Source organism: Microbispora sp. H10836 (assembly GCF_012999525.1).
GTDB lineage: Bacteria > Actinomycetota > Actinomycetes > Streptosporangiales > Streptosporangiaceae > Microbispora.
In genome coordinates, this window is record NZ_JABBWU010000021.1 from 55,084 (window position 1) to 78,009 (window position 22,926).

General features: G+C 71.6%; 21 protein-coding genes. 7 read left to right on the forward strand and 14 right to left on the reverse strand.

The genetic code is table 11. The features are described 5' to 3' along the window. Positions 1-204: 204 nt before the first annotated feature. The 3 genes from HHX30_RS31310 (at position 205) to HHX30_RS31320 (ending at position 3,722) form a co-directional block, all read left to right on the forward strand. A complete protein-coding gene (locus HHX30_RS31310; RefSeq protein WP_169986421.1) occupies positions 205-663 on the forward strand; it encodes a DUF6220 domain-containing protein in 459 nt (152 codons plus the stop codon). Further along, a complete protein-coding gene (locus HHX30_RS31315; protein WP_169986422.1) occupies positions 660-2,777 on the forward strand; it encodes a multicopper oxidase family protein in 2,118 nt (705 codons plus the stop codon). The genes HHX30_RS31310 and HHX30_RS31315 overlap by 4 nt, the downstream gene beginning before the upstream one ends. 174 nt (positions 2,778-2,951) lie before the next feature. Continuing rightward, complete coding sequence (locus HHX30_RS31320; protein ID WP_169986423.1) at positions 2,952-3,722, forward strand: hypothetical protein; 771 nt, start codon at positions 2,952-2,954, stop codon at positions 3,720-3,722. Positions 3,723-3,830: 108 nt separating this feature from the next. Here HHX30_RS31320 and HHX30_RS31325 read toward each other — a convergent pair whose 3' ends face one another. The 11 genes from HHX30_RS31325 to HHX30_RS31375 all read right to left on the reverse strand — a co-directional run bounded on the left by HHX30_RS31325 (position 3,831) and on the right by HHX30_RS31375 (position 15,964). Then, a complete protein-coding gene (locus tag HHX30_RS31325; protein ID WP_169986424.1) occupies positions 3,831-4,655 on the reverse strand; it encodes a GNAT family N-acetyltransferase in 825 nt (274 codons plus the stop codon). A gap of 125 nt (positions 4,656-4,780) precedes the next feature. Continuing rightward, entirely contained in the window at positions 4,781-5,638 is an 858-nt protein-coding gene (locus tag HHX30_RS31330; protein ID WP_169986426.1) for a carbohydrate ABC transporter permease, read from the reverse strand. After that, the gene (locus HHX30_RS31335; RefSeq protein WP_169986428.1) at positions 5,635-6,561 is read right to left on the reverse strand and encodes a carbohydrate ABC transporter permease; all 927 of its coding nucleotides are present in this window, start codon (positions 6,559-6,561) and stop codon (positions 5,635-5,637) included. The genes HHX30_RS31330 and HHX30_RS31335 overlap by 4 nt, the downstream gene beginning before the upstream one ends. 7 nt (positions 6,562-6,568) lie before the next feature. Continuing rightward, complete coding sequence (locus tag HHX30_RS31340) at positions 6,569-7,855, reverse strand: extracellular solute-binding protein (RefSeq protein WP_169986430.1); 1,287 nt, start codon at positions 7,853-7,855, stop codon at positions 6,569-6,571. A gap of 360 nt (positions 7,856-8,215) precedes the next feature. Continuing rightward, the gene (locus tag HHX30_RS31345) at positions 8,216-8,815 is read right to left on the reverse strand and encodes an ATP/GTP-binding protein (protein ID WP_169986433.1); all 600 of its coding nucleotides are present in this window, start codon (positions 8,813-8,815) and stop codon (positions 8,216-8,218) included. Next, positions 8,796-9,170, reverse strand: a complete 375-nt coding sequence (locus HHX30_RS31350) for a DUF742 domain-containing protein (protein WP_169986435.1) — start codon at positions 9,168-9,170, stop codon at positions 8,796-8,798. Before HHX30_RS31350 ends, HHX30_RS31345 begins: the two co-directional genes overlap by 20 nt. Continuing rightward, positions 9,167-9,589, reverse strand: coding sequence for a roadblock/LC7 domain-containing protein (locus tag HHX30_RS31355; protein ID WP_169986437.1), 423 nt, complete (start codon positions 9,587-9,589; stop codon positions 9,167-9,169). The genes HHX30_RS31350 and HHX30_RS31355 overlap by 4 nt, the downstream gene beginning before the upstream one ends. After that, on the reverse strand, positions 9,586-11,835 hold the full coding sequence (locus HHX30_RS31360; RefSeq protein ID WP_311922954.1) for a nitrate- and nitrite sensing domain-containing protein: 2,250 nt from the start codon (positions 11,833-11,835) through the stop codon (positions 9,586-9,588). The genes HHX30_RS31355 and HHX30_RS31360 overlap by 4 nt, the downstream gene beginning before the upstream one ends. Before the next feature lie 270 nt (positions 11,836-12,105). Next, positions 12,106-13,692 carry a prenyltransferase/squalene oxidase repeat-containing protein gene (locus tag HHX30_RS31365; RefSeq protein ID WP_311922946.1) on the reverse strand — a complete coding sequence of 529 codons (1,587 nt, stop codon included), beginning with the start codon at positions 13,690-13,692 and terminating at the stop codon, positions 12,106-12,108. Then, positions 13,689-14,582: a terpene synthase family protein gene (locus HHX30_RS31370; protein ID WP_169986441.1), complete on the reverse strand. Its 894-nt coding sequence runs from the start codon at positions 14,580-14,582 to the stop codon at positions 13,689-13,691. Before HHX30_RS31370 ends, HHX30_RS31365 begins: the two co-directional genes overlap by 4 nt. A 17-nt stretch (positions 14,583-14,599) precedes the next feature. Further along, a complete protein-coding gene (locus HHX30_RS31375; protein ID WP_169986443.1) occupies positions 14,600-15,964 on the reverse strand; it encodes a cytochrome P450 in 1,365 nt (454 codons plus the stop codon). A 593-nt stretch (positions 15,965-16,557) separates the two neighbouring features. Here HHX30_RS31375 and HHX30_RS31380 point away from each other — a divergent pair. After that, positions 16,558-17,655 carry a cellulose binding domain-containing protein gene (locus HHX30_RS31380; protein ID WP_169986445.1) on the forward strand — a complete coding sequence of 366 codons (1,098 nt, stop codon included), beginning with the start codon at positions 16,558-16,560 and terminating at the stop codon, positions 17,653-17,655. 178 nt (positions 17,656-17,833) lie between these two features. Here HHX30_RS31380 and HHX30_RS31385 read toward each other — a convergent pair whose 3' ends face one another. Then, entirely contained in the window at positions 17,834-18,748 is a 915-nt protein-coding gene (locus tag HHX30_RS31385) for an SDR family oxidoreductase (RefSeq protein ID WP_169986447.1), read from the reverse strand. 117 nt (positions 18,749-18,865) lie between these two features. Between HHX30_RS31385 and HHX30_RS31390 the strand changes: the two genes are divergently transcribed. Both HHX30_RS31390 and HHX30_RS31395 read left to right on the forward strand, forming a co-directional pair. Then, positions 18,866-19,069 (forward strand): EF-hand domain-containing protein, encoded by a 204-nt coding sequence (locus HHX30_RS31390; protein ID WP_169986449.1) that lies wholly within the window; start codon positions 18,866-18,868, stop codon positions 19,067-19,069. Between the two features lie 73 nt (positions 19,070-19,142). After that, on the forward strand, positions 19,143-20,261 hold the full coding sequence (locus tag HHX30_RS31395) for a CdaR family transcriptional regulator (protein ID WP_249350646.1): 1,119 nt from the start codon (positions 19,143-19,145) through the stop codon (positions 20,259-20,261). Positions 20,262-20,275: 14 nt separating this feature from the next. Here HHX30_RS31395 and HHX30_RS31400 read toward each other — a convergent pair whose 3' ends face one another. Then, the gene (locus HHX30_RS31400) at positions 20,276-21,400 is read right to left on the reverse strand and encodes an FAD-binding oxidoreductase (protein ID WP_169986451.1); all 1,125 of its coding nucleotides are present in this window, start codon (positions 21,398-21,400) and stop codon (positions 20,276-20,278) included. 97 nt (positions 21,401-21,497) lie between these two features. Here HHX30_RS31400 and HHX30_RS31405 point away from each other — a divergent pair, with 97 nt between their 5' ends. Next, entirely contained in the window at positions 21,498-22,151 is a 654-nt protein-coding gene (locus HHX30_RS31405) for a helix-turn-helix domain-containing protein (RefSeq protein ID WP_249350647.1), read from the forward strand. Between the two features lie 3 nt (positions 22,152-22,154). Here HHX30_RS31405 and HHX30_RS31410 read toward each other — a convergent pair whose 3' ends face one another. Beyond that, on the reverse strand, positions 22,155-22,874 hold the full coding sequence (locus tag HHX30_RS31410) for a uridine kinase (RefSeq protein WP_169986453.1): 720 nt from the start codon (positions 22,872-22,874) through the stop codon (positions 22,155-22,157). Positions 22,875-22,926 lie beyond the last annotated feature (52 nt).

Sequence of the window (22,926 nt, forward strand, 5' to 3'; positions counted from 1 at the left end):
GCCCGACAGCCTCCGGGCGTGGGACGACGCGGACGGGCCCCGGCGGCCACCATCGAGACACCGCCAGGGGACGGACGGCGCGCAGGCCCGCGTACTCCCCCAGCGGTAGCCGACGTGTCTCTCGGTGAGGGACGCGCCACCGGCCCGCGTGGGACACGATCCCCGTGATCCCCCGCAATCCGCTGACCGTAGGGAGCAAAGAAAGTGCGCAAGGTCTACGCCGCTCTAGCGGGACTGCTGCTCGCCGCCGCCGTCGTGCAGATGTACCTCGCGGCCGTCGGCGCGTTCGACAAGCCGCAGGACGACTCCTCGTTCGCTCTGCACACCATGAACGGCATGATGGTCATCCCGGTGCTGTCGCTGGTGGCCACCGCCGCCGCGGCGGCCGCGAGGGCGCCGGGGCGCCAGATCGGGCTGACCGTCCTGCCCCTCGGCCTGGTGATCGTGCAGTCACTGATCGTCGCGATCGGCGGGCTGTTCGACGACAGCACCGGTAACACCACGCCCCTTTCCCTGGCGATCCTCGGCCTGCACGCCGTCAACGGCATGGCGGTGATCGGCGCCTGCGAGCTCGTGTTCCGCCGGGCGCGACGGCTCGCCTGGCCCAAGCCCGAGCCACGGTCGCAGGACGCCGCGGAGGGCAGTCCGGTCCCCGCATCATGACGACCGACCGGCTCATGGCGCTCGACCTGCTCGTCTCGGTCCTGACCGCGGCGGCGTGGGTGAGCGCGGGCGTGGCCGCCGCGGCCCGCCGTACGAGGACGACCGCGGCCCTGTTCGCCGTGGCCCTGGTCGCGTCCCTGGCCCGGGTCTGGTCCGTCCTCGCGCTGGCCGGCGCCGGCTGGTGGTTCGTGCAGGAGAAGGTCACCGTCGCCCTGCCGCTTCTCTTCGCGGCGGCGGCCGTCGCCACCGCGCTCGCCGGGCCGCGCGTCCTGCGCGCCGCCCGGCGACCGGGCCCACCATCGGGCGCGGTCCCGCACGGCGTGAGGACGCCGGCGGTGGTGGTCCCGCTGCTCGGCGCCGGATACGCGGCGGCGGCCGGGCTCGTGCAGACCTTCCTGGTCGGATATCCGGCGGACCCCGGCACCGCTCTCCTCCTCCTGGCCGTCGTCGCGGGGGCCGTCCTGGTGACCTGGAGGGCGTCCGGCGCGAGCGTCCCCGGCCTGCGTACGGCGACGGCGGCGACCGCCGTGGCCGCCGTGCTCGGGGTGACGCTCACGTTCGTCCCGGCCACGGAGGGGACCGCCGCAGCCGCGGAGGGGGCGGCTTCGGCGGGAGCCGGTGCGGCGGGGGCCGCCGGCTCCGAGACGCCCTCCGCTCACGGGGGCCACCCGGCATCCGCGGACCACTCCGTCTCGGGGCCGAGCTCCGAGGGCCACTCCGTCTCGGGGGCGTCGGCCTCCGTCGCGGGAGGGCCGGTTCGCCCGGTGACGGCCCTGCGCGGCCCGGCCGTGCCACCGCCGGGCGGCGCCGTGCGCCGGTTCACGCTGACGGCCCGTACGGCGACCGTCACTCTGTCGTCGGGCCGGAAGGTGGCCGCGTGGACCTTCGACGGCCGGGTCCCCGGGCCGCCGATCACCGCCGTCCAGGGCGACCTCGTCGAGGTGCGGCTGCGGAACGCGGACATCGCGTCGGGGGTGACGCTGCACTGGCACGGCTACGACGTGCCTTCGGGCGAGGACGGCGTGCCCGGCCTCACCCAGGAGGCCGTGCCGCCCGGCGGGGAGTTCGTCTACCGCTTCGTCGCGGCCCAGGCGGGGACGTACTGGTACCACACCCACGAGGTGTCCGACCTCGGCGTACGGATGGGGCTCTACGGCACGCTCGTCGTCACGCCGAAGGGGGCCGCCGCCACCGGGGTGGACCTCACGCTGCCCGTGCACACCTTCGCCGGCACGACGGTGACGGGCGACCACGACCAGCCCCTGGTCCGGCAGGTCGCGCCCGGCACGCCCGTACGGCTGCGCCTGATCAACACCGACAACACGCCGCACCGGTTCACACTGGCGGGCACGCCCTACCGGCTGGTGGCCGTGGACGGGACGGATCTCACCGGGCCGGGCACGCTCGGCCGGGCCGGCCTGCGGCTCGCCGCGGGCGGCCGCTACGACCTCGCGTTCACGATGCCCGCAGGCCCCGCCGTCCTGCGGACCGACGACCGCTCCGACGCCGTACGGCTCACCCCCGGACCGTCCGGCACCGGCGAGGGCGCGGCGGGCACGAGCACGGACAGCGGGGGCACGGGCGACGGAACCGGCGGCGGGAGCACGGCCACGGCTCCCACCGGTGACTGGCCGGAACTCGACCTCACCCGGTACGGCACTCCCGCCCCCACGCCGTACACGCTGCGGAGCCGCTTCGACCGGGACTTCACGCTCGTCCTCGACCGGGGGCTCGCGCTCGCCGGCGGAAAGCCGGCCTACGCGCACACGGTGAACGGCCTCGCCTTCCCCGACATCCCCACGGAGGTGGTCAGGGAGGGCGACCTGGTCCGGCTCACCGTGGTCAACCGCGGCCGGGACACCCACCCCTGGCACCTCCACGGTCATCGGGTGCTCGTGCTCTCGCGTGACGGCCGCTCCCCCACCGGCAGCCCGCTGTGGCTCGACACCTTCGACGTACGGCCGGGCGAGGTGTGGGAGGTGGCCTTCCGCGCCACCAATCCCGGGCTGTGGATGAACCACTGCCACAACCTCAGCCACGCCGACCTGGGGATGATGCTGCACCTGGCGTACGAGGGGGTGACCACGCCCTTCCACGGCGCGCACGGCGGATGAAGCCGCGGCGGGAAGCGCGATCGCCCCCTTTTCCCTGGTGTGTCGGGTAAAAAATCCGGGCGTGAATTCGACCGAGGTGTAAACGCAGGGTAATCAGATCAGAACTTCGGGTGAGCACCACTGGCCCGGGTCCCCCCGGCCGGGCGTGGGCGATGCCGACCGAAGGGAGAGATCGTGAAAGTCGCCGGAAGCATCGTTACCGCGCTGGCGGCGTGGGCCGCCACGGGGTGGATCCTCGCAGGCCACCCCGCACCGGCGGTCGCGGGCCCGGCCGGTTCCGCCGTGGCGGACCGCGCCGGCACGGCCGCCGGGACCCGGGCGGCCCGGGCCGCCGCGGACGCCGGGGGCCGCCACACGCCGGGGATCGCGACCCGCCCGGCGTCGGATGTCCCGGGACGTCCCGCCCCGGGCCTCCCGGCGGTCCGGCCACCCGGTCCCGGTGAACCCACCACGTCGGGACCGTTCGGGCAGATCGTGCACGAAAGCAGGCGGGGGCCCGGTGTTGTGTGCACCTACCGGCTCCGGGGCGTGCACAGGGGAGGCTTCCTCAACGTCCGTGATGGCGCCGGAATACGCCACACCCCCGTCGCCAAACTGCGACCGGCCGACGGAGGCTTCTCGGGAGCCTGCACCGCCACCAACGGCTGGATCGCGGTGAAGACCACCGGCGGGGCGTCGGGCTTCGCCGCCGCCCGCTACCTCCACAGGCTCGACCTCGGCGGGCGGCCCTCGCTTTCGTGCATCTACCGCCTCCGGCACGTGCGCAAGGGCAGCTTCCTCAACGTCCGCGAGGGCGCCGGCGTCCACCACGCCCCCGTGGGCAGGCTGCGACCGGCCGACGGGAACATCGCCGGAGCCTGCGAGGCCACCCGCGGCTGGCTGGCCGTCGACACCGTCGCCGGCATTCCCGGATGGGCCTCCGCCCACTATCTGCGGAGGCTGTGACCCCGACCGGCGGGCTCCGTCCTGCCGCGTCCCCCCGGCCGCTGTCCTCGTCCCCGGTGTCCCCCTGGCCGGGGACGGGGGCCGTCGGCCCGCCGCCCCGGCTCCGGTCTAGCCGAGGTCGGGATGCGGGGTGTAGCAGTCGAGCCGCATGAAGTCCTCACTGGTCATCAGCGTGTCCATGTCGCCGATGCGCCAGCCCGTCTCCAGCAGCAAGGGCAGCAGCGGATGCGTGCCGGGCACCGCCAGGTGCACCCGCCCGGCCTGGGGATGCGCGTTCACCGCCTCCAGCACGATGTCGGCGCAGTCCTGGGGGGTCACACCCCCGGCAGGACCGATGACGACCCTGTCTCCGGCCACCCTGGCGAACGCGTAGCCCGCCCCGCTGACGTGCAGGGTCACGCCGGGCAGCCCGGCGTACCACGTCAGCGTCGCGGTCCGGTCCCCGCCGGAGACGTGGGCGTCCATGGCCGCCGCCGCGCGGACGTCCGCGTCCCCCGGCGCCGCCGGCCCGATCTCCCGCGACGCGGGCCGGCCGCCGAGCGGCCCCCGCTTGAGGTACAGCAGCGGGCAGCGCGGGCGCATCCCGTTCCTGACGTACAGCGCGAAGGCCCTCTTGTCGTCGGACGCGAAGGTGACCTTGGGTGTGTCGCGCGGCAGCAGGTGGGACAGGATCGCGCGGCCCAGCCCCGACGACTGGTGGTCCGGGAGGACGAACAGGTCGCCGAGGTGCGTGACCGTCCCCCGGCGCAACGTGCCGCCGAAGCCCGCGATCGTGCCGTCCACCTCGCCGACGAGCAGCGCGCCGAACTCGCGTTCGGCGTCCACGAAGTCCGGCCGCTCCGGCCACGCGCCCAGGAGGCGGTAGTGGTCGGCGACGGCCCGAAGTCCGGGCATGTCGGCGTCGGCCGCGGCACGGACGATCGGTTCCGCCATCGGTGCTCCCCCCTGCGCGTTCTCCCCTCGTCCGTTCACCTTAGGGCGCGTTCATCCCCCAGTTCCCGGCCGGGGCGGCCGAACCGGGACGTGGCCGGGCGGAGCAGGTGGAGGACGCGTGCGGATCAGCCCTTGACGGCCCCCGCGGTCAGGCCGCTGACGAGCTGACGCTCGGCCACGGCGTAGAAGCCGAGGGCGGGCAGCATCGCGACCACGATGTAGGCCATGACCCGCGCGATGTCCGTCGCGTACTGCCCCTGGAACTGCTGGACGCCCAGCGGGATGGTGAAGAGACTGTCGTCGCTGAACACCACGAGCGGCAGCATGAACTGGTTCCAGCTGTTGACGACCGCCAGCACGGAGACCGTGGCGATCGCGGGCCGGGCCATCGGCAGCAGGATCCGCCAGAAGAAGCCGAACGACGTGCACCCGTCGAGGATCGCCGCCTCCTCGATCTCCCCCGGGATGGCCCGGAAGAAGCCGCGCAGGATGATGATCGTCATCGGCATGCCGAAGGCCGCCTGCGGGAGGATCACGCCGAGCGGGTTGTCGAGCAGCCCGAACATCCGCAGCAGCACGAACAGCGGCAGGATCGCCACCGCGAACGGGAACATGAGCCCGGCGGCGAACATCGTGAACAGCGCCTCGCGCCCCCGGAAGGCGAACCGCGCGAACACGAAGGCCGCCATCGCGGACACCGCGACGACCACGAGCGTGGTCAGCACCGCGATGTACGTGCTGTTCCAGAGCATGCGCCAGAACGACGCGGAAGCCAGCACGCTCGTGTAGTTCTCCGGCATCCACGGGTCGGGCAGGCCCAGCGGGTTGCTCGACAGCTGCCGGGTGGTCTTGAAGCCGCCGAGCACGCCGTACAGCAGCGGAATGCCGACGAACAGCGCCGTGATCACGACGATCGCGTGCAGGGACAGGCTGCGCAGCGGACCGCCCGACGTCGGAGACTGCTTGTGACGGTTCGCGCTCATCGCTGGTCCCTCAGCACGGTGCTCGCTCCTTCGAGGTCGCGGCGCATGACGTATCTCTGGTAGAAGAGCGCGAACACGAGGCTGATGAAGAACATCACCACGCTGATCGCACTCGCGTAGCCGACCTGGAAGCGTTTGAAGCCGAACTGGAACATCGTGACGGCCATGGTCTCGGAGGAGTGCGACGGGCCTCCACCGGTGATGATCCAGACCAGGTCGAACAGCTGGATCGCACCGATGACCGACAGGAACACGCTGATGCGGATCGTCGGGCCGAGCAGCGGCAGCGTGACGTAGCGGAAGGTCTTCCAGCCCGTCGCGCCGTCGATCTGGGCGGCCTCGGTGAGCTCCCGCGGGATGCCCTGGCGTCCGGCGATGTACAGAATCATGTGGAAACCGAAGTATTTCCAGGTCATGACGATGAACACCGACATCATGACCGTCGACGGGTCGGCGAACCAGTCGAGCGGGTCGACTCCGAACCAGCCGAGGATGTAGTTGGCCAGGCCGTCGGTGGGCGACAGGATCATCATGAACAGAACCGCGGTGATCGCCTCGGACAGCACGTACGGGGCGAAGAACAACAGGCGGAAGAACGCCCTGCCGTGGATCTTCTGGTTGAGCAGCATGGCGATGCCCAGCGAGAGGGGAAGCTGGATCGCCACCGACAGGATGATCAGCAGCAGGCCGCGCCACAGGTCACCCAGGAAGACCTCGTCCGCCAGCACGCGGGTGAAGTTGGCCATGCCGACGAAGTCCGTCGGCAGCCCGCGCATGCCGTTCCACTTGAAGACGCTCGCGTAGAAGGCGAGCAGGATCGGCGCCACGACGAGCCCGAAGAAGAGCACGAGGGCGGGGAGCAGGAACAGGAGGATCGTGGTGAACCCCCGGAGCCTGAGGCTCCGGGGTCTCGTCGTCTTCACGCGGCAGTTACTCCGACTTCGCCGTTTCCGTGATGGCCTGCGCCACCTGCTCGGGCGTCTTGGTCCCGGCGATCAGCTGGGCCACGGAGTCGTTGACCTCCTGGCCGACGGCCGGCGGGTACGCCTGGTCGAGGTAGAGCTGGAACCCGGTGGCCCCGGCGAGGTTCTTCGCCACCACGCTCAGGTTCGGGTCCGTGACCGCGTCCTCCTCGCCCTTCAGCACCGGGAGCAGGCCGCCGGTTGCGACGGCCTTGCGGTGCTCGGTGCTCTCGGTGAGGAACTTCAGGAACTCGATCGCCTCGGGCGGAGCCTCCGACCCGATCGCGAAGCCGCCGCCGCCGCCGAAGGCGTCGGTGACCGCACCCTTGCCGCCGTCCACGGCCGGGAAGGGGAAGAAGCCGAGGTCGTCGCCCAGGCCCTTGCCGGCGTCGTTCTGGACCGCGGGCGCCCACTGGCCCATCAGCTCCATCGCGGCCTTGCCGTCACCCATGGTCGCGGCCTGACCGCCCGGGTCGCCGTACGTCGCGCCGAGGTAGCCCTTCTGGAACGGCTGGAGATCGGCCAGTTCCTTCAGCTTCTGCCCCGCCTCCACGAAGGCCGGACCGGTGAAGTCCTTGCTCTCGCCCGCCTGCTTGAGGGCGTCGAGGCCACCGATGCGCATGGAGAGGTACGCCCAGTAGTAGTGGCCGGGCCACTTGTCCTTGCCGGCGAGGGCGATCGGGGTGACTCCCGCCGCCTTCAGCTTCTTGACGTCGTCGACGAGCTCCGACCAGGTCCCCGGGGGCTCGGCGATCCCGGCCTTCTTGAACAGCGCCTTGTTGTACCAGAAGCCCACCATGCCGATGTCGTCCGGGATGGCGTACGTCTTGCCCTCGACCTGGTAGGCCGACAGTGCGGCGTCGGTGAAGGTGCCGATCCAGTCACCGGTGTCGGCGCTCAGGTCCTTGACCAGGCCCGCGTCGACCTGCTGGCCGAGCACGCCGCCGCCCCAGGTCTGGAAGATGTCCGGCGCCTTGCCGGACTGCGTGAGCGTCGTCAGCTTCGCCTTGAACGCCTCGTTCTCGTAGGGAACGCTCTTGATGGTGATGTTCGGGTGCTTGGCCTGGAAGTCCTTGATCGCCTGAGCGCCGTAGCTCTTCAGGGGGTCCGTGGTCCAGATGTTCCAGAACTCGACGGTCACCTTGCCGCCGGCTGAGCTCTTGCTCTCGCCGGCGTCGTTCCCGGTACTACCACATCCCCCGAGGACCAGTGCTGACGCCGCCAGGAGCGCCGCACCTCGCCGACTCAACTTCACGGTGGTTTCCCTTCTGGATTCCGACCGAAACTTTCGGCTTGCGCCCGATAGTTTCGCGATGTGGCGTACGTTACAGTGGGGTAAGGCTCAGATCAACGGCTGTTGTCCACCTGTTACGCATGGTCGGCGGCGATGGACAAGACGATCGGCCTATTGCGCCTAAAAGGGATGAATAGGCAGCAATCGGGCGGCATTAACGGACAGCCGAAACCAGGGCGGGGCCCGGCCGGGGAAGGGGCGACGCGCGGAGGCATGTACGAAAACACCGCTCGCCACGAAACGTAAACTCGCGCACAGCAGTCATAAGCCATGCACGCGGAGGAACCCGGACGCTGCCGGGTGAGGATGCGACGAAAAACGTCAGCGGGCGGTGGCGGTGGGACGCTTTCCGTAGGCGTGCTTGACGAGCTCGATCAGGACTTCCTTGCCCGATTCCCGCTTGCGCGCGTCGCACAGCATGATCGGCACGTCCCCGCCGAGGTTGAGGGCGAGCTTGACCTCGTCCAAATCGAAGACCGGGGCGCCCTCGAAGCAGTTGACCGCGACGACGAAGGGCGTGCCGCGCCGCTCGAAGTAGTCGACGGAGGGGAAGCAGTCGGCGAGCCTGCGGGTGTCCGCCAGCACGACCGCACCGAGCGCTCCCCGGGCGAGCTCGTCCCAGACGAACCAGAACCGCTCCTGGCCGGGGGTGCCGAAGAGATAGAGGACGAAGTCCTGCCCGATGCTGATCCGGCCGAAGTCCATGGCCACCGTGGTGGTGGACTTCGCCTCGACCCCGGACAGGTCGTCCACGCCGACGCTGCGGTCGGTCAGCGTCTCCTCCGTGCGCAGCGGCCGGATCTCCGACACCGCGCCGACCATCGTCGTCTTGCCCACCCCGAAACCCCCGGCGATCAGCAACTTGATCGCCGTGGGCATCTTCGGGGGGGCCTGCGGCGAATCAGAGCGCCCGAAGGCCATCGAGCACCGCCTTGTACATCCGCTCGTCGAGCACGTCCGTCTCCGGTTGGGGCTGCTGCACGGCCAAGAAACCCCGGTCGAACAGGTCGCCGAGGAGGACCCGGACGATCCCGGCCGGCAGGTCCAGATGGGCCGCGATCTCCGCGACCGACAGCGGCCTGCGGCACAGCCGCACGATCGCCTGGTGCTCGGGGTCCAGTCCGATCTCCGTTCCCGTGGTGGGCCGGATCGTCACCGCGAGCGAGATGAGGTCGAAGCGGTCCTGCGCCTCCGTACGGCCGCGTGCGATCACGTACGGCCGGATGGTCGGCGCGTCGAGTAAGCGCTCCTCGTCCGGGTGCCATCCGGCGTTCACAGGCGGACCTCGCTCCCCGTCGTGGTGCGGGCGGGCGAGGTGAGGTACTGCCCGACGCGCGCGACGAGCATGGCCATCTCGTAGGCCACCAGGCCGACGTCGGCGTCTCCCGTGCAGAGCACGGCCAGGCAGGCGCCCTTGCCCGCCACGGTCACGAGCAGGTAGGCCGACTTCATCTCCACGATGGTCTGCCGTACGGGCCCGCCCTGGAAGCGCTCGCCGACACCGCGCGCGAGGCTCTGCAGGCCGGAGGCGACGGCGGACAGGTGCTCGGCGTCCTCCACGCGCAGGCCCTGCGAGCCGGCCAGCAGCAGGCCGTCGTTGGACAGCACGATGCCGTGCTCCACCTCACGGATCCGTGCGACGAGGTCGTCGAGCAGCCACGCGAGGTCCGCGGAGGCCCCGGTCTTCTGCGTCACAGGTTGTCCTCCTCTTCGCCGAGCAGCTTCGCGGCCTCGGACCTGCCGCGCCTCGTCCCCGACTGGAACGAGCCCATGATCTTACGGATGTCGTCGGGCGAGCGGTCCTCGTCGTCCGCCCCGGTCTCGCGCCTCGGCTCCTCGGCGAGCGCGGGGGCGAGGTTCGCCTGCGGCACCCGGAACGGCAGCCCCGACGGGGTGAACCCGCCGGTGGACGCGAGCGAGTCCGGCTCGGCACCGCCGGAGGGTGGCCCGCTCGGCACGGGCCTGGGCGGCTCGGGAGCCCTCGGCACGGGAACCACCTCCTGCACTGGTCCGGGAACCGCGTCGGGCACGCCCACCAGGGCGATCTTCCGAACAGCGGGCTCCCGCCGTCCGAGACCGTGACCGGTCTCCTCCTCCGGCGCGTCGTTCTCGCCCTCGATGACGAGGTCGCGGGGCAGCAGCACGACCGCGGTCGTGCCGCCGTACGGCGACGCCTTGAGCGACACCCTGATGCCGTGCCGCTCGGCCAGGCGGCTGACGACGTACAGCCCGAGCCTGGCGGTGCTCGACAGGTTGAACTCGGGCGGGTCGGCGATCCGCTGGTTGGTCGCCTCCAGGTCCTCGGCGCTCATCCCGAGGCCGCGGTCCTCGATCTCGATCGCGTACCCGCTGGCCACCGCCTGGCCGCCCACCTGCACCATCGTGTACGGCGGGGAGAACGACACCGCGTTCTCGATCAGCTCGGCGAGCAGGTGGATGACGTCGCCCACCGCGCGTCCGATGAGCGCGGTCTCCCCCATCGGCATCACGGTGACGCGGGTGTAGTCCTCGACCTCCGCCAGCGCGCCGCGTACGACGTCGACCATCGGCACCGAGCGCCGCCACGCGCGGGCGGGGGACGCCCCGGACAGGACGATGAGGTTCTCCGCGTTGCGCCGCATGCGGGTGGCGAGGTGGTCGATGCGGAACAGGTCCTTCAGCTCGGCCGGGTCCGACTCGCGGCGCTCCATCACGTCGAGCAGCGTGAGCTGGCGGTGCACGAGCGACTGCGTCCGCCGGGCGAGGCTGAGCAGGATGTCGCGGATGCTCTGCCGGAGCTGGGCCTCCTCGACGGCGGTGCGGATCGCGGTCTCCTGCACGGTGTTGAACGCCGCGCCCACCTGGCCGATGACGTCGGGCCCGAAGTCGAGCGGCGGCGCCTCGGCCTTGACGTCGACCTTCTCGCCCTGGGCGAGGCGGAAGACCACCCCGGGCAGCCGCTCGTTGGCCAGCTCGAGCGCGGCCTCGCGCAGCTTCTCCAGCTGGCGCACCAGCGCCCGGGCCGTGGTCACCGACAGGACGATCGACGCGATGACCGCCACGAGGCCGAGCACACCCGCCAGCACCAGCCGGATGATGACGCCGGCGGCGACGGGGGTCGCCCGTTCGATCATCTTCTCGCCCGCGCCGCTGACCACGTCGTGCAGCTGGGTCAGGACGGCCGACGTCGCCGACTGCCACTGTTCTCCGCTGACGGGCACGCGCAGGCCGGGCCGGCCCTGCTGCGCGACCAGATCCTCCAGGCTGTGGAGCCGGGCGAGCGCGGCGCTCTTCTGCAGCCGCTGGTAGACGTCGGGAAGCGGCTCCTCCAGGTCGGCCTGCGCGAGGTCCATCACGTTGCGCTCGGCGCCGACGAGCTGGGTGAACTGGGCGACCTCCGCCTGGCCGAACCTGCCCGTCGCGATGACGCCGGCCAAAAGCGCGTCTTCACGCGAGATAAGTTCTCGTGCCCAGTTGAGGCTGATAAGTGTCCGCGTGTCTTTCGCGAGCTCGTCGTCGTCGAGCGTGGCGAGCGAATAGTAGGTCTGGAAGAGGGAGTCGATGGGGTCGTTGTAGGCGTCGATGGCCCTGTTCCGGTCCACCTGGCGCGCGTCCACCGCGTGCCGCGCGGAACCGAGCTGGTCGAGCTGCCGGAACGTGCGGTCGATCCGTCTCCGGAGCTCGTCGGTCGCCGCGAACCGCATGATGTCGGTCCTCGCGAGCCTGCGGAACTCGCCAGCGGCGGCGTCCGTACGGCCGCGCTGCACGGCGAGGTCGGCGGACGGGACCAGCGCCGGGTTCACCAGGCGGGAGACCGACAGGCGCCGCTCCTTCTGCAGCTCCAGCAGCAGGGACTCACTCGGCTGGGCGACGTTGCTGTCGTAGACCGCCACCCACGCGAGGTTGAGACCGTCCCGCACGGTCACCCACGCGGCGAAGACCCACAGGGCCGCAAGCGACACGAGCAAGGCCGTGACTTTGGTCCGCACGCGCGAGTTGCGGAAGCGCATAACACCCACCAAGGGACATATGAAGAGCCGTCATAGCGCGTTTCCCGGCGATTAACCAGAAGCTCATCGCTAGGGCGGCGGACATCGCCCAACATTTTATAGCCGCGCCACGCCCCGCCACTCTAGCAATGGACAGAAAATCGCTCAAGGCCGCATTATGTACGCCATTTGGGGCAAATGTACGAATGTATGCCTATATAGCGTGATCAAGCGACCCCATGATCATAGTTGACGATGCCTGCCGACAACAAGTCGACTGGACTGTGCGAGGTGCAGGGCGGCGAGGATCGCGGCTCTGACCACCGCGACCGGCAGGTAGAGGTCCTTGTCGTGCCACAGCGGCGGATCGTCGGCCTCGCCCGCCCGGAGCAGGTAGTCGTACCCTCTGGCGGCCGCCTCCGCGACGAGCCCGTCCTCCCCGGTAAGCAGCAGCAGTTGCATGGCGTAGGCCGTCTCCTCCCGGGTGCCGCCCCAGCGGCCCCAGGATCCGTCGGCCCGCTGGGTCTCCAGCACCCATCGCACGGCCCGCCGTACGGAGGACGCACAGCCGGCGCCGCCGAAGGCGTCCAGCGCCAGCGCGCAGGAGACGGTCGCGTAGTAGGGCGAGGCGTGCCAGCGGTCGTCCCACCAGCCCTCCGGCCGCTGGCGCTCGCGGAGCCAGGCCCCGATCGCGTCCATGTCGGACCGGTAGCGCTCGGCGGCCTCCGGCCGCACCGCCGCGTACTGCCCCAGCGCGTCGAGCACGTGGGCGTTCACGCTGACCGACGACCCCTCCTCCCCCTGCCAGGTGCAGAAGTGGGTGTCCGTGCGGAAGGCCCACAGGCTGTCCGGCTCGTACGGCATGCCGAGGAGCGCGAGGGCGTACAGGGCGACCGACGTGGTGTCGGCGTCCGGCGGCAGACCGGCACCGGCGGGCGTGCCGACCGGCTGGATCGCGGCCCGCAGGTCCGCCAGCATCTCCGGCGGCACCTCGAAGGGGATCCCCGCGCGGGCGAGCCAGCTCAGCACCCAGCCGCGCTCGAAGACCGTGATCGGAAGGCCCACCGGGACCGGCCCGCCGTACCGTCGCGCGACCGCCTCCAGGTGCTGCCTGGCCGCGGTGCCCGGATCCGGCAGCGCGCCGCCGCCGAGCCAGGCGGCGGTGGCGGCCGGGGACGCGCCGACGGTGCCGATCGAGGTCGGCTGGACGCCCGGGGCCCCGTGGGCGGCGGGACCGGCCGTCTCCAGCGCGTGCATGAGCTTCTGCGGCAGTTCCGCGCCGGAGCCGACCCTCGACCTGACCGCGGCGAGCGTGTGGTCGTCGATGCCCGGGGGCAGCCGCAGCCTCGGGCGTCCGGCGAGATGCGGCACATCCCGGTCGCCCAGCGTGTCCAGGTGCGCGTTGACCAGCTCGACCAGTGCGGGCACGATCAGCTCGATCGCCGGCATGTCGGGGAACAGCGGCGCGGCGCCCCGCGGCGGCCAGCCGAGCAGCCAGTCCAGCCCTCGGCCGGCCGCCGGAGAGAGCGTCTCCCGATCGGGCTCCCCCCGCGACAGCGCGCACAAGAGCGCCTCGGTCGCGCTCAACGTGGGGACGAGGGCGTACCCGTCCGGCCCGCCCCAGCGGCCGTCGGGCCGCTGGCCGTCCAGCAGGAACCGCACCCGTTCCGCGTGGCCCACCAGCCACGGCGCCAGGCTCACCAGCCGCCCGGTCTCGTACACGGAGGGGGATACCGTGCCCCACGGCCGGACCATGAGATCGGCGACCAGTTCGGCGGCCGCGGCCGCCACGTCGATCGCCTTGGGGAAAGTCAGGCCGCCGACGCTCACAGCCCGCCCCAGTAGTCGGTGATCCCGTAGAAGCCCATGCTGTACCCGATCTGCCTTTCCAAATAGACCACCTCGTCCGGGCAGACGTCGCGCAGCGGCTCCAGGAGCTCGCCGCACCCGTCCACCAGGACGCCGACGCGTTCGGCGATCTCCTCCCGGCCCGAGCAGAGCATCCGCGCGTTGAGATCGCCCCAGGCGAGGTCCCGCTCGTACGTGGCCAGGTCGTTGAGCAGGCGGAGGACGCGCTGCACCTGGCCGCTCGCGGTCCGCAGCTCCTCCAGCCGGCCGAGCGCGGCCGGGTCTCCGCCCCGGATCCAGTGGGACACGTTGACGAAGGACGAGCCGAAGTTGTCCGCGTTGTCGAGGTACTCGTCCAGGGTCGGCAGCGGCGTCCCCTCGCGGGCGGCCGTCTTCCAGTCCCACTCCCGCGCCATGGCCGACAGCATGCGCCGCAGTTCCTCCCGCCAGACGGTCTCCAGCCCGGTGAACGCGGGCGCCGCGGCGAGCTCGTCCCGGAGCTCGGCGAGGAACCGGCCCAGGGGGAAGTCCCGCGGCGGCGGTGCGCCGTCCGCCACGTCCAGGCAGCCGCGGACGAGGCGGTCCACCTCGTCCCGTGACTTCGCCACGTAGTCGAGCAGCCAGTCGAGCGCGAAGATCCACAGCGCCGTACGGCTCGCGACGCGCAACCGGTCCGCGCTCGCCCACGGCGCCCCGAACGCGTTCGCCTGCGCGACCGCGCTGAACAGCGCCGAGTCGAACGGCCGCGCCGGGAAGAGGCCGGGGTAGGCGTCCCGGCACTCGCGCAGATCCCGCTGGAGCTCGGCGGACACGGCGGCGGCGGCACCGCACTCCCTCGCCGCCCGGAGCTCGTCTCCTGTCGGCTTCGTCATGTGCATGGATGTCCCGGTCAGGTACGACGGATGGGGCGCAGGGTGATCTCGACCCGCTGGCGCGGCCGCAGTGAGGCCCCCATCTGGGGCGTCGCCACCTCCGGGCTGCAGGAGAGGATCTCGTAGCGGCTGAGGATGCCCGCGATGATCAGCTGGGCCTCAAGCATGAAGACGTGCATGCCGAGACACTGATGAGGGCCCCCGCCGAACGGGAAGTACGCGTACCTGTGCCGGCCCGTGGACCGGCGCCCGGAGAAGCGGCCGGGGTCGAACTCCTCCGGCCGCTCCCAGAACGCCTCCATGCGGTGGGTGATGAACGGGCTGACGACGATCGTCTCGCCCTTCTTGAGCAGCACTCCCCCGAGGGGCTCCGGCTCGACGACCATGCGGGGGAACAGCCAGCCCACGGGGAACAGCCGCAGGAGTTCCTGCACGACCTGCTTCGTGTACGGCAGGTCCGCCAGGTGGGCGGGTCGTACGGGTCCGTTCCCGACCACGAGGCCGATCTCCTGCCGCAACCTCGCGGCCACCTCGGGATGCGCCCCAAGGAGGGGCCACAGCCAGGTGAGCGCGCCCGCCGTGGTCTCGGTGGCGGTGGCCAGCATGGCGACCAGGTTGTCGCGCACCCATCGAGCGCTCGGTCCGCCGCCGGCGTCCCCGGCCCGGCACAGGACCGAGACGATGTCGTCGCCGTCATCGGGCCTGTCCCTGTGCCTGTCCACAAGCGGAACCACGACCTCGTCGATCGTCCGCAGGGCGTTCCTGAAGGCGCGGTCTCCCGGGAGCGGGACGCGGTAGGGGACGAACGGCAGCAGGTAGCGGAAGATGACGGACGTGCCGACCGCGTCGAACGCCGGGGCGAGCCGCTCGGCATCGGCCATGTCGATCTTGTCGCCGAAGAAGATCCGCATCACGACCCTGTTGACGATCCGCGCCATCGCCGCGGAGACGTCGATCGGGAGGCCTGACTCGGCGGGTGGGGCGAGCTCGTCGATCCCCTCGCCGACCGCCTCCGCCATGCGGTCCGCGAGCGTCTCCACGTTCTTGGCGGTGAACACGGGCTGCAGAACCTTTCGGCTCTGCTCCCACGCGGGGCCGTCGGACATGACGCTCTCCCCGAAGAGCCGGTGCAGCGGCTTCCAGAGGACGCCGTCACGCCGGTAGTTCACGGAGTTGCCGCGCAGGACGTGCTGCAGGTGATCGGGGTGTGTGATCAGGTACGGCCGGAAGGGACCCAGGTTCACCCTGACGACGTCGCCACCGGACTCCCGGCCGATCTCGAGGACGGCGCCGACCGGATCACGGAGGATCGCGGGAAGTACCTGCCGGAGGGGAAGAGTTCTCGCTTGTCGGATCGGGTTCGCGTCAACATCGATCGGCATTCCGGCTTGCTCCCCACCTGACGATCACGCCGTTCGCGAAGTATCACATGATCCACACCGATTGATCAATGTTGCGGCGAGTGACAATTTTGTCCTGTGAGGCGAGAGATGCTCCGATGGAGCACTTTGCCCGCATAGTGACGTGTGACACGTTTTTGGGGGCGTGAAAAAAGGGAAGGGCCGGACCTCGCGGCCCGGCCCTCCTCAGGACGTGTCGTCAGGAGTGACTGGTCACCAGCAGCGCGAGGCCTACAAGGATGACGATGGGAATCAGCCACACCACGACCTCGCCGAGGAACTCCTTGTACATGGGGACCGATCCTCCCGGTGACGTGCGAAAAGTAGACCGACGTGCAGCATATTCGGTCGTGCGGCCAGGGGGAACCCGGCGTCGCCGCGGGCGATGAACGAGGGGCGGCTGCGCCCCGGAGTATCCAGTGAGGCCGGCCGGCGACGCGACCGCCGACCGGCTGATTCATGGGATGAAACGTACATACATCCCCGCTGGTCAGGGCATTTGCGGCGTCTCGCCCCTGGGCCGGGCTGCGGACCGCTCTCTACCATCGCGCCGGACAGCACGAGGGAGAGACGCGATGTCGAAGAGAAGTGCGGTGATGGCGGCCCTGCTCCTGGTGCTCGGGCTGCTCGTCGCCCGGCCCGCCGAGGCGGCCACGGTGCGGATCATGCCCCTGGGCGACTCGATCACCGGATCGCCCGGCTGCTGGCGGGCCCTGCTGTGGAACAAGCTGCAGAACGGCGGCTTCACCAACGTCGACATGGTGGGAACGCTGCCCGCCCAGGGGTGCGGGGTGCCGTACGACGGCGACAACGAAGGCCACGGCGGCTTCCTCGTCACGAACGTCGCCGACCAGAACCAGCTCCCGGCCTGGCTCTCGGCGACCCGTCCCGACATCGTGATGATGCACTTCGGCACCAACGACGTGTGGAGCAACAGGCCCACCGCCACGATCCTCGCGGCGTACGGCAAGCTCGTGGACCAGATGCGGGCGAGCAACCCGAACACGAAGATCCTCGTCGCCCAGATCATCCCGATGAACCCGAGCACCTGCCCCGAGTGCGCCCAGCGGGCCGTCGCCCTGAACAGCGCGATTCCGGGCTGGGCCGCCTCGAAGACCACGGCGGCCTCCCCTATCGTGGTCGTCGACCAGTGGACCGGTTTCAGCACGAGCGCGGACACCTACGACGGCGTCCACCCCAACGCGAGTGGCGACCAGAAGATGGCGGACAAGTGGTATCCCGCCCTGTCGGCGCTGCTCGGCGGCGCGCAGCCGTCCCCGAGCCCCGGATCCCCCAGCCCCAGCGTGAGCCCCAGTGCCAGCCCCAGTGCCGGCCCGTCGGCGTCGCCCTCGGCACGGCCCAGTTCCTCCGGCTGCGCCGCGACCTACACGATCACCAACCAGTGGGGCGGCGGCTTCCAGGGTGAGGTCACGGTCAAGAACACGGGCACCGCTGCGATCAGCGGCTGGACCGTGACCTGGACCTTCGCCAACGGGCAGCAGGTCACCCAGGCGTGGGGCGGCAAGGCCACCCAGAGCGGGGCGAGCGTGACCGTGAAGAACGAGAGCTGGAACGGCTCCCTCGGTGCCGGCGCGAGCACGACCTTCGGCTTCATCGCCTCCTGGAACACCGCCAACGCCACACTGGTGCCGGGCTGCGTGGCATCCCTCTGACCTCGGCCGGGCGTGACCTGTGCTCGGCAGCGGGGAGAGGCCACAGACCGCACTGGGTGGCGGGCACGGCGGGCGGCACCGCGGCCGAGGTCCACGTCGAGTGGACCTCGGCACCGCCGCCCTCGGCACCCGTTGATCGGTACAGGCCACTTCGCGAAGCGCCGCGGCGGCTTCCGCGTCAGCGGTAACCGGTGACGTCGGCGGGGAGGCCGGGGTCCTGGACCTCCACCATGTATCGCCAGCAGTCCGGGCGGCTGCCGTCGACGTCGGTGAAGCCGTACACCTGCGCCAGTTGGCCGCTGGACAACGACTGCCCGTTCCAGCGGCTCACCTCCGGGTCGGCGGCCAGGGCCGCCACCGCGCGGCCCACGAAGGCCGGGGACTCGGAGATCGCGAAGTGCGGCTGCTGGGCCAGCGCGTCGCGCCAGTTGGCCTCCGTCACCCCGAAGTGCCCCAGCATGATCTCCGAACGCAGCCAGCCCGGCGTGAGCGAGACCGCGGTCGCACCGTGCGGCGCCAGCTCTTTCGCCTGGCCGAACGCCATGCGGTTCACGGACGTCTTCGCGAGGTCGTAGAAGAACGAGACGCGGTAGTTGGCGGCGTTGTACTCCGCCGTGCCGTCGGTGATCTCGACCACCAGGCCGCCCGGCTTGCGGATCAGCAGCGGCAGCGCGTAGTGGCTGGTGATGATGTGCGTGTCGATCGCCAGCCGCAGTATGCGCAGGCCGTCGTCGAGTGAGTGCTCCCAGAGCCGGTCCTTCCAGCTGAACAGCAGCTCGCCGCCCCAGATGTCGTTGACCAGCACGTCGAGCGCGCCCTGCTCGGCGTCGATCCGCTCCACGAGGGCCCGCACCTGCTCGCGCTCCAGGTGGTCGACCGGCACGGCGATGCCCCGCCCGCCGGCGGCGGTGACCAGTTCGGCCGTCTCCTCGATCGTCTCCGGCCGGTTCATCTCCGAACGCCGCTCGCGGGTGCTGCGGCCGGTCACGTAGACCGTCGCCCCCGCGGCGCCCAGCTCGACCGCGATGCCGCGGCCCGCACCCCGGGTCGCCCCGGCGACCAGTGCGACCTTCCCCTCAAGGCTGCTCGTCATGACCGTCATGCTGGCAGACGCCACCGACAGAAACGGCTTCCGCCGGTTGGCCGCGATCTCTGGGGGCAGCGCGTGCTTTCAGCTAGTGTGCTGATCGCGATCCCGGAGGAGGACGGCATGAGCGAATATGCGGCTACTTTTCAACTTATCGACGCCGATGGGGACGGGCGAATCTCCGCCGAGGAGCTCGTACGCCTGATGGAGGTGCTCGGCCGGCCGCTCGCGCCGGAGGGCGCGCAGGACGCGATCGACAAGGTCGACGCCGACCGCGACGGCCTGATCGACCTGGAGGAGTTCGGCGCCTGGCTGAGCGGGCGCTGAGCGGACGCTGAAGGGCGACGACGAGTTCTGGGACGCGGTGCCCGCGGGCGTCGCGAGGCTGCTGCGTCCCCGCATGGGCGACGTCGCGGACCGGATGATCGCGGAGATCCAGCGGCGGGTGCCCGAATACGCCCGCCCGGCGGACGAGGTCTACATCAAGGTCCTGCGGCTGTCGGTCAACCAGGCGCTGCGGGGGTTCCTCGAACGCATCGAGAACCCGCGGGCGCCGTGGGACCCCGAGGTCTTCCGGACGATCGGCAGGGGTGAGGCCGCCGAGGGGCGCGACCTGGAGCCCTTCCAGACCGCGATGCGGCTGGGCGCGCGGGTGGCGTGGCGGAGGCTCACCGAGCAGTCCGAGCAGCTGGGCCTCGACCCGCGGACGCTGTACGACCTGGGCGAGGCCATCTTCGTCTACCTCGACCAGCTCGCCGACGCCGCGGCGGAGGGCTTCGCCGCGGCGCGGGCGCACGCGGCCGGCGAGATGGAGCGCCGCCGCCGGCGGCTGCTCGACCTGCTGCTGACCCGGCCCGCGGCCCCGCCGGAGGCCGTCGCCGACCTGGCCAGGGCGGCCGGCTGGCGGCTCCCCCGCACGGTCGCGGGAGTGGCCCTGGAGGAACCCGACGACGGTTCTCCCCTGCCGGTGCTGCCGCCGGACGTGCTGGCCGGGCTCGACCGGAACTCCCCGTGTCTCGTGGTGCCGGACCCCGGCGGCCCCGGGCGGGTGCAGGCGCTGGAGCGCGCCCTGCGCGGCTGGCGGGCCGCGATAGGCCCCGCCGTGCCGCTCGCCGCGGCCGCGAACTCGCTCGGCTGGGCGAGGGAGGCCCTCGACCTCGGCACCCGGGGCGCCCTCCCCCGGCAGGGACTGCTGCGCTGCGCCGACCACATGGCGACGCTGGTCGTCTTCAAGGACGAGGACCTCGTGGCCGCGCTGGCGGAGGTGCGTCTCGCGCCCCTCGCCCACCTGCGCCAGACCCAGCAGGACCGCCTGGCCGAGACCCTGCTCGCCTGGCTGCGCCACGGCCGGGGCGTCGCCGAGGTCGCCGCGGCGCTCCACGTCCACCCGCAGACCGTGCGCTACCGGCTGCGCCAGATCGAGCAGCTGTACGGCGACGCGCTCGCCGATCCCGACGTCCGGTTCGAGCTGGAGATCGTCCTGCGCGCCCGGCAGGCCCGTCAGAACCCGCCCGGCTAGCCCTCACTACGGCTCTACGGCGTGGTGCCGCCGCTGGTGCGCAGGCCCCGGGCCGCCGGCCGCTCGTGCAGGCCGAACCGCGCGTCCGGCTCCCGCCGGCCGTCGAGGATCTCCGCGACGTAGCCGGCGAGGGCCGGGGCGTGCTTGAAGCCGTGCCCGGACTCGCCGCCGAGCAGCCAGACGCCGTCCTCGATCTCCGCGACGATCCACTCGGCGTCGCTGGTCAGCGCGTACTGGCAGACCTGGCTGAACACCACCGGCGCTCCCACCAGCGAGGGGAACCGCCTGGCCAGGTAGGAGCGCGCCTGCTCCTCGGTGTGCCGCAGCACCCGCCTGCCGCCGGTCTCCGGGTCGTACGGCTCGCCCTCGGCGTCGCCGGTGATCTTCATGCCCATGCCGTCCAGGTCGCCGTGCCCGTACGCCGCCAGGTCGTAGTCGCAGAAGGCGGGCAGCGGCGGCGTGGTCCAGTCTCTGGGCACGCCGAAGTGGAAGGTGTCCTGCCGCGTCACCTGGACGTGTCCCGCCTCGTGCGGGAACAGCCACGGCAGCCACGCGCCGCACGCCCACACCACCCGGTCCGCCGTCAGCACCTCGCCGTCCGCGACGACCCCTGTCTTCCGCGCGTACGGCACGGCCCGGGCACGGACCTGCCGGACACCGTTGGCGACGGCCAGGCGCGCGGTCACCTGTGTCGCCCGCCGGGCCCGCAGCAGTCCGGCGTTCGGCTCCCACAGCACGAAGGCGAGGTCGTCGCCCCGCAGGCCGGGGAACCGCCGTGCCGCCTCGTCAGGATCGAGCAGCTCGCGAGGGATGTCCAGCCGCTCCAGAACCCCGGCGCTGCGCATCTCCCAGCCGTCGGGGTCACGGGCGAACCACATCAGCCCCGACTCGACGTACAGGTCCTCGCCGGTCCTTTCCTCCAGTCGCCGCCAGGCGTCGCGGGCCTGCCAGGCCAGCCGGGGGTACCAGTCGTCCGAGCCGTGCGCGCAGCGCAGCAGGCGGGTCTCCCCGGCGCTGGCCTGGCGCACGTGCCCCGGCGCGTACTGCTCGACGAGCGTCACCCGCCAGCCCTCGTCGGCCAGCCGCAACGCCAGCGACGCCCCCCAGATCCCTGCCCCCACCACGATCGCCGACTTCATCCACCACTCCCTGATCGCGCCCGGAAACCCACATCGCACGTAGGCTACGTAACTCGGGTTTGGGCCACCGGTGGCCGGGGCGGCGATAATCGGTTACATGATGGCGGCCGAATCGGCGCAGACGCTCGAACGTGGCTTACGGCTGTTGCGGCTGCTCGCCGACGCGAATCGGGGCCGCACGCCGACCGAGCTCGCCCACGAGCTGGGCCTGAGCCGGCCGATCGTCTACCGGCTCCTGACGACCCTGCAGGCCGAGGGCTTCGCCCGGCGGGACGCGCAGGGCCGCGTGCATCTCGGTTTCGGGGTGCTCGTGCTGGCCCAGGCCGTGCATCCCCTGCTGCGGGCGGCGGCGCTGCCGGCGTTGCGCGCGCTCGCGGAGCAGGCGGGGGCGACCGCGCACCTGACCGTGGCCGAGGGCGACGAGGGGCTGGCCGTCGCGGTGGTGGAGCCGTCCTGGACCGACCTCCACGTCGCCTACCGCGAGGGCTCGCGTCATCCGCTGACGCGCGGCGCGGCCGGGCTGGCGCTGCTCGCGCTGCGCGACGGCCGTACGAATCCGGCGGTGCACACGAGCAGGGGGCACCTCCAGGAGGGCGCGCAGGGCATCGCCGCGCCGGTTCCGGGGCCGCCGTGGCTGGAGGCGTCCGTCGGGGTGGTCAGCTTCGCCGACCTCGACGCGGACAAGGTGGGCCCGCTGGTCCTGGAGGCCGCCGGCCGGCTCGCGACCGCCCTGTCCGAGCCCCCGGACTGACGGTCACCACTTCAGCAGCCGCGGCTCGGTGAACACCGTGTTGTCGACGACCACGTCGGCCCGCGCCAGTGGATCGGCCTCGGCGATGTAGATGCGCTCGGCGGGCAGATAACGGTGCAGGTGCAGCGCCTCGGCCTCGGACCCGGCCCAGTCCTGGTCGCGTTCCGCCCCGCGCCGCACCGAGGTCTCCGGCGTCACCTCCATCCAGACGCGCAGGTCCCAGTAGGCGTCGATCTCCGGGCGGAACGCGAACACCCCGTCCACGATCGTGATCGCGCCGGGCGCGGCGGCCGTCCGCACCGACGAGTGGTCCACCTGGGTGAGCGGGTCGATGGAGCACAGCGCGACGTCACCCGAGCCGCCCGGCCCCGCCGGTTCGAGCAGCAGGGCGATCGCCGCGTCGTAGTCGTAGGCGTTCCGGTAGTACCCCTCGCCCGACTCCCGGTCGTACAGGTGCCGGTCACGCCACGGCCGCTTGAAGTCGTCGAGGCTCGCCCGCAGCACGGGGCGCCCCGCTCGGGCGAGGTGCTCGGCGAGCTCGTGGCCGAAGCTCGTCTTCCCGGCCGCCGTGAGCCCGTCCACACCCACGCGCAGACGGCCCGTCCCGAGACCCAGCACGCGCTCCGCCACCCGCCGGACCAATGCCGTACGCGCGGGGGACCCGGGCGCCGGCGTCGGCTGCCGCCAGGTCGAGACGGACAGGTGGATCTCCGCTGCACTCATGACGCACAGCTTGACATTCCCGGCGGCATGGCGAATCGTCGTACATATATAG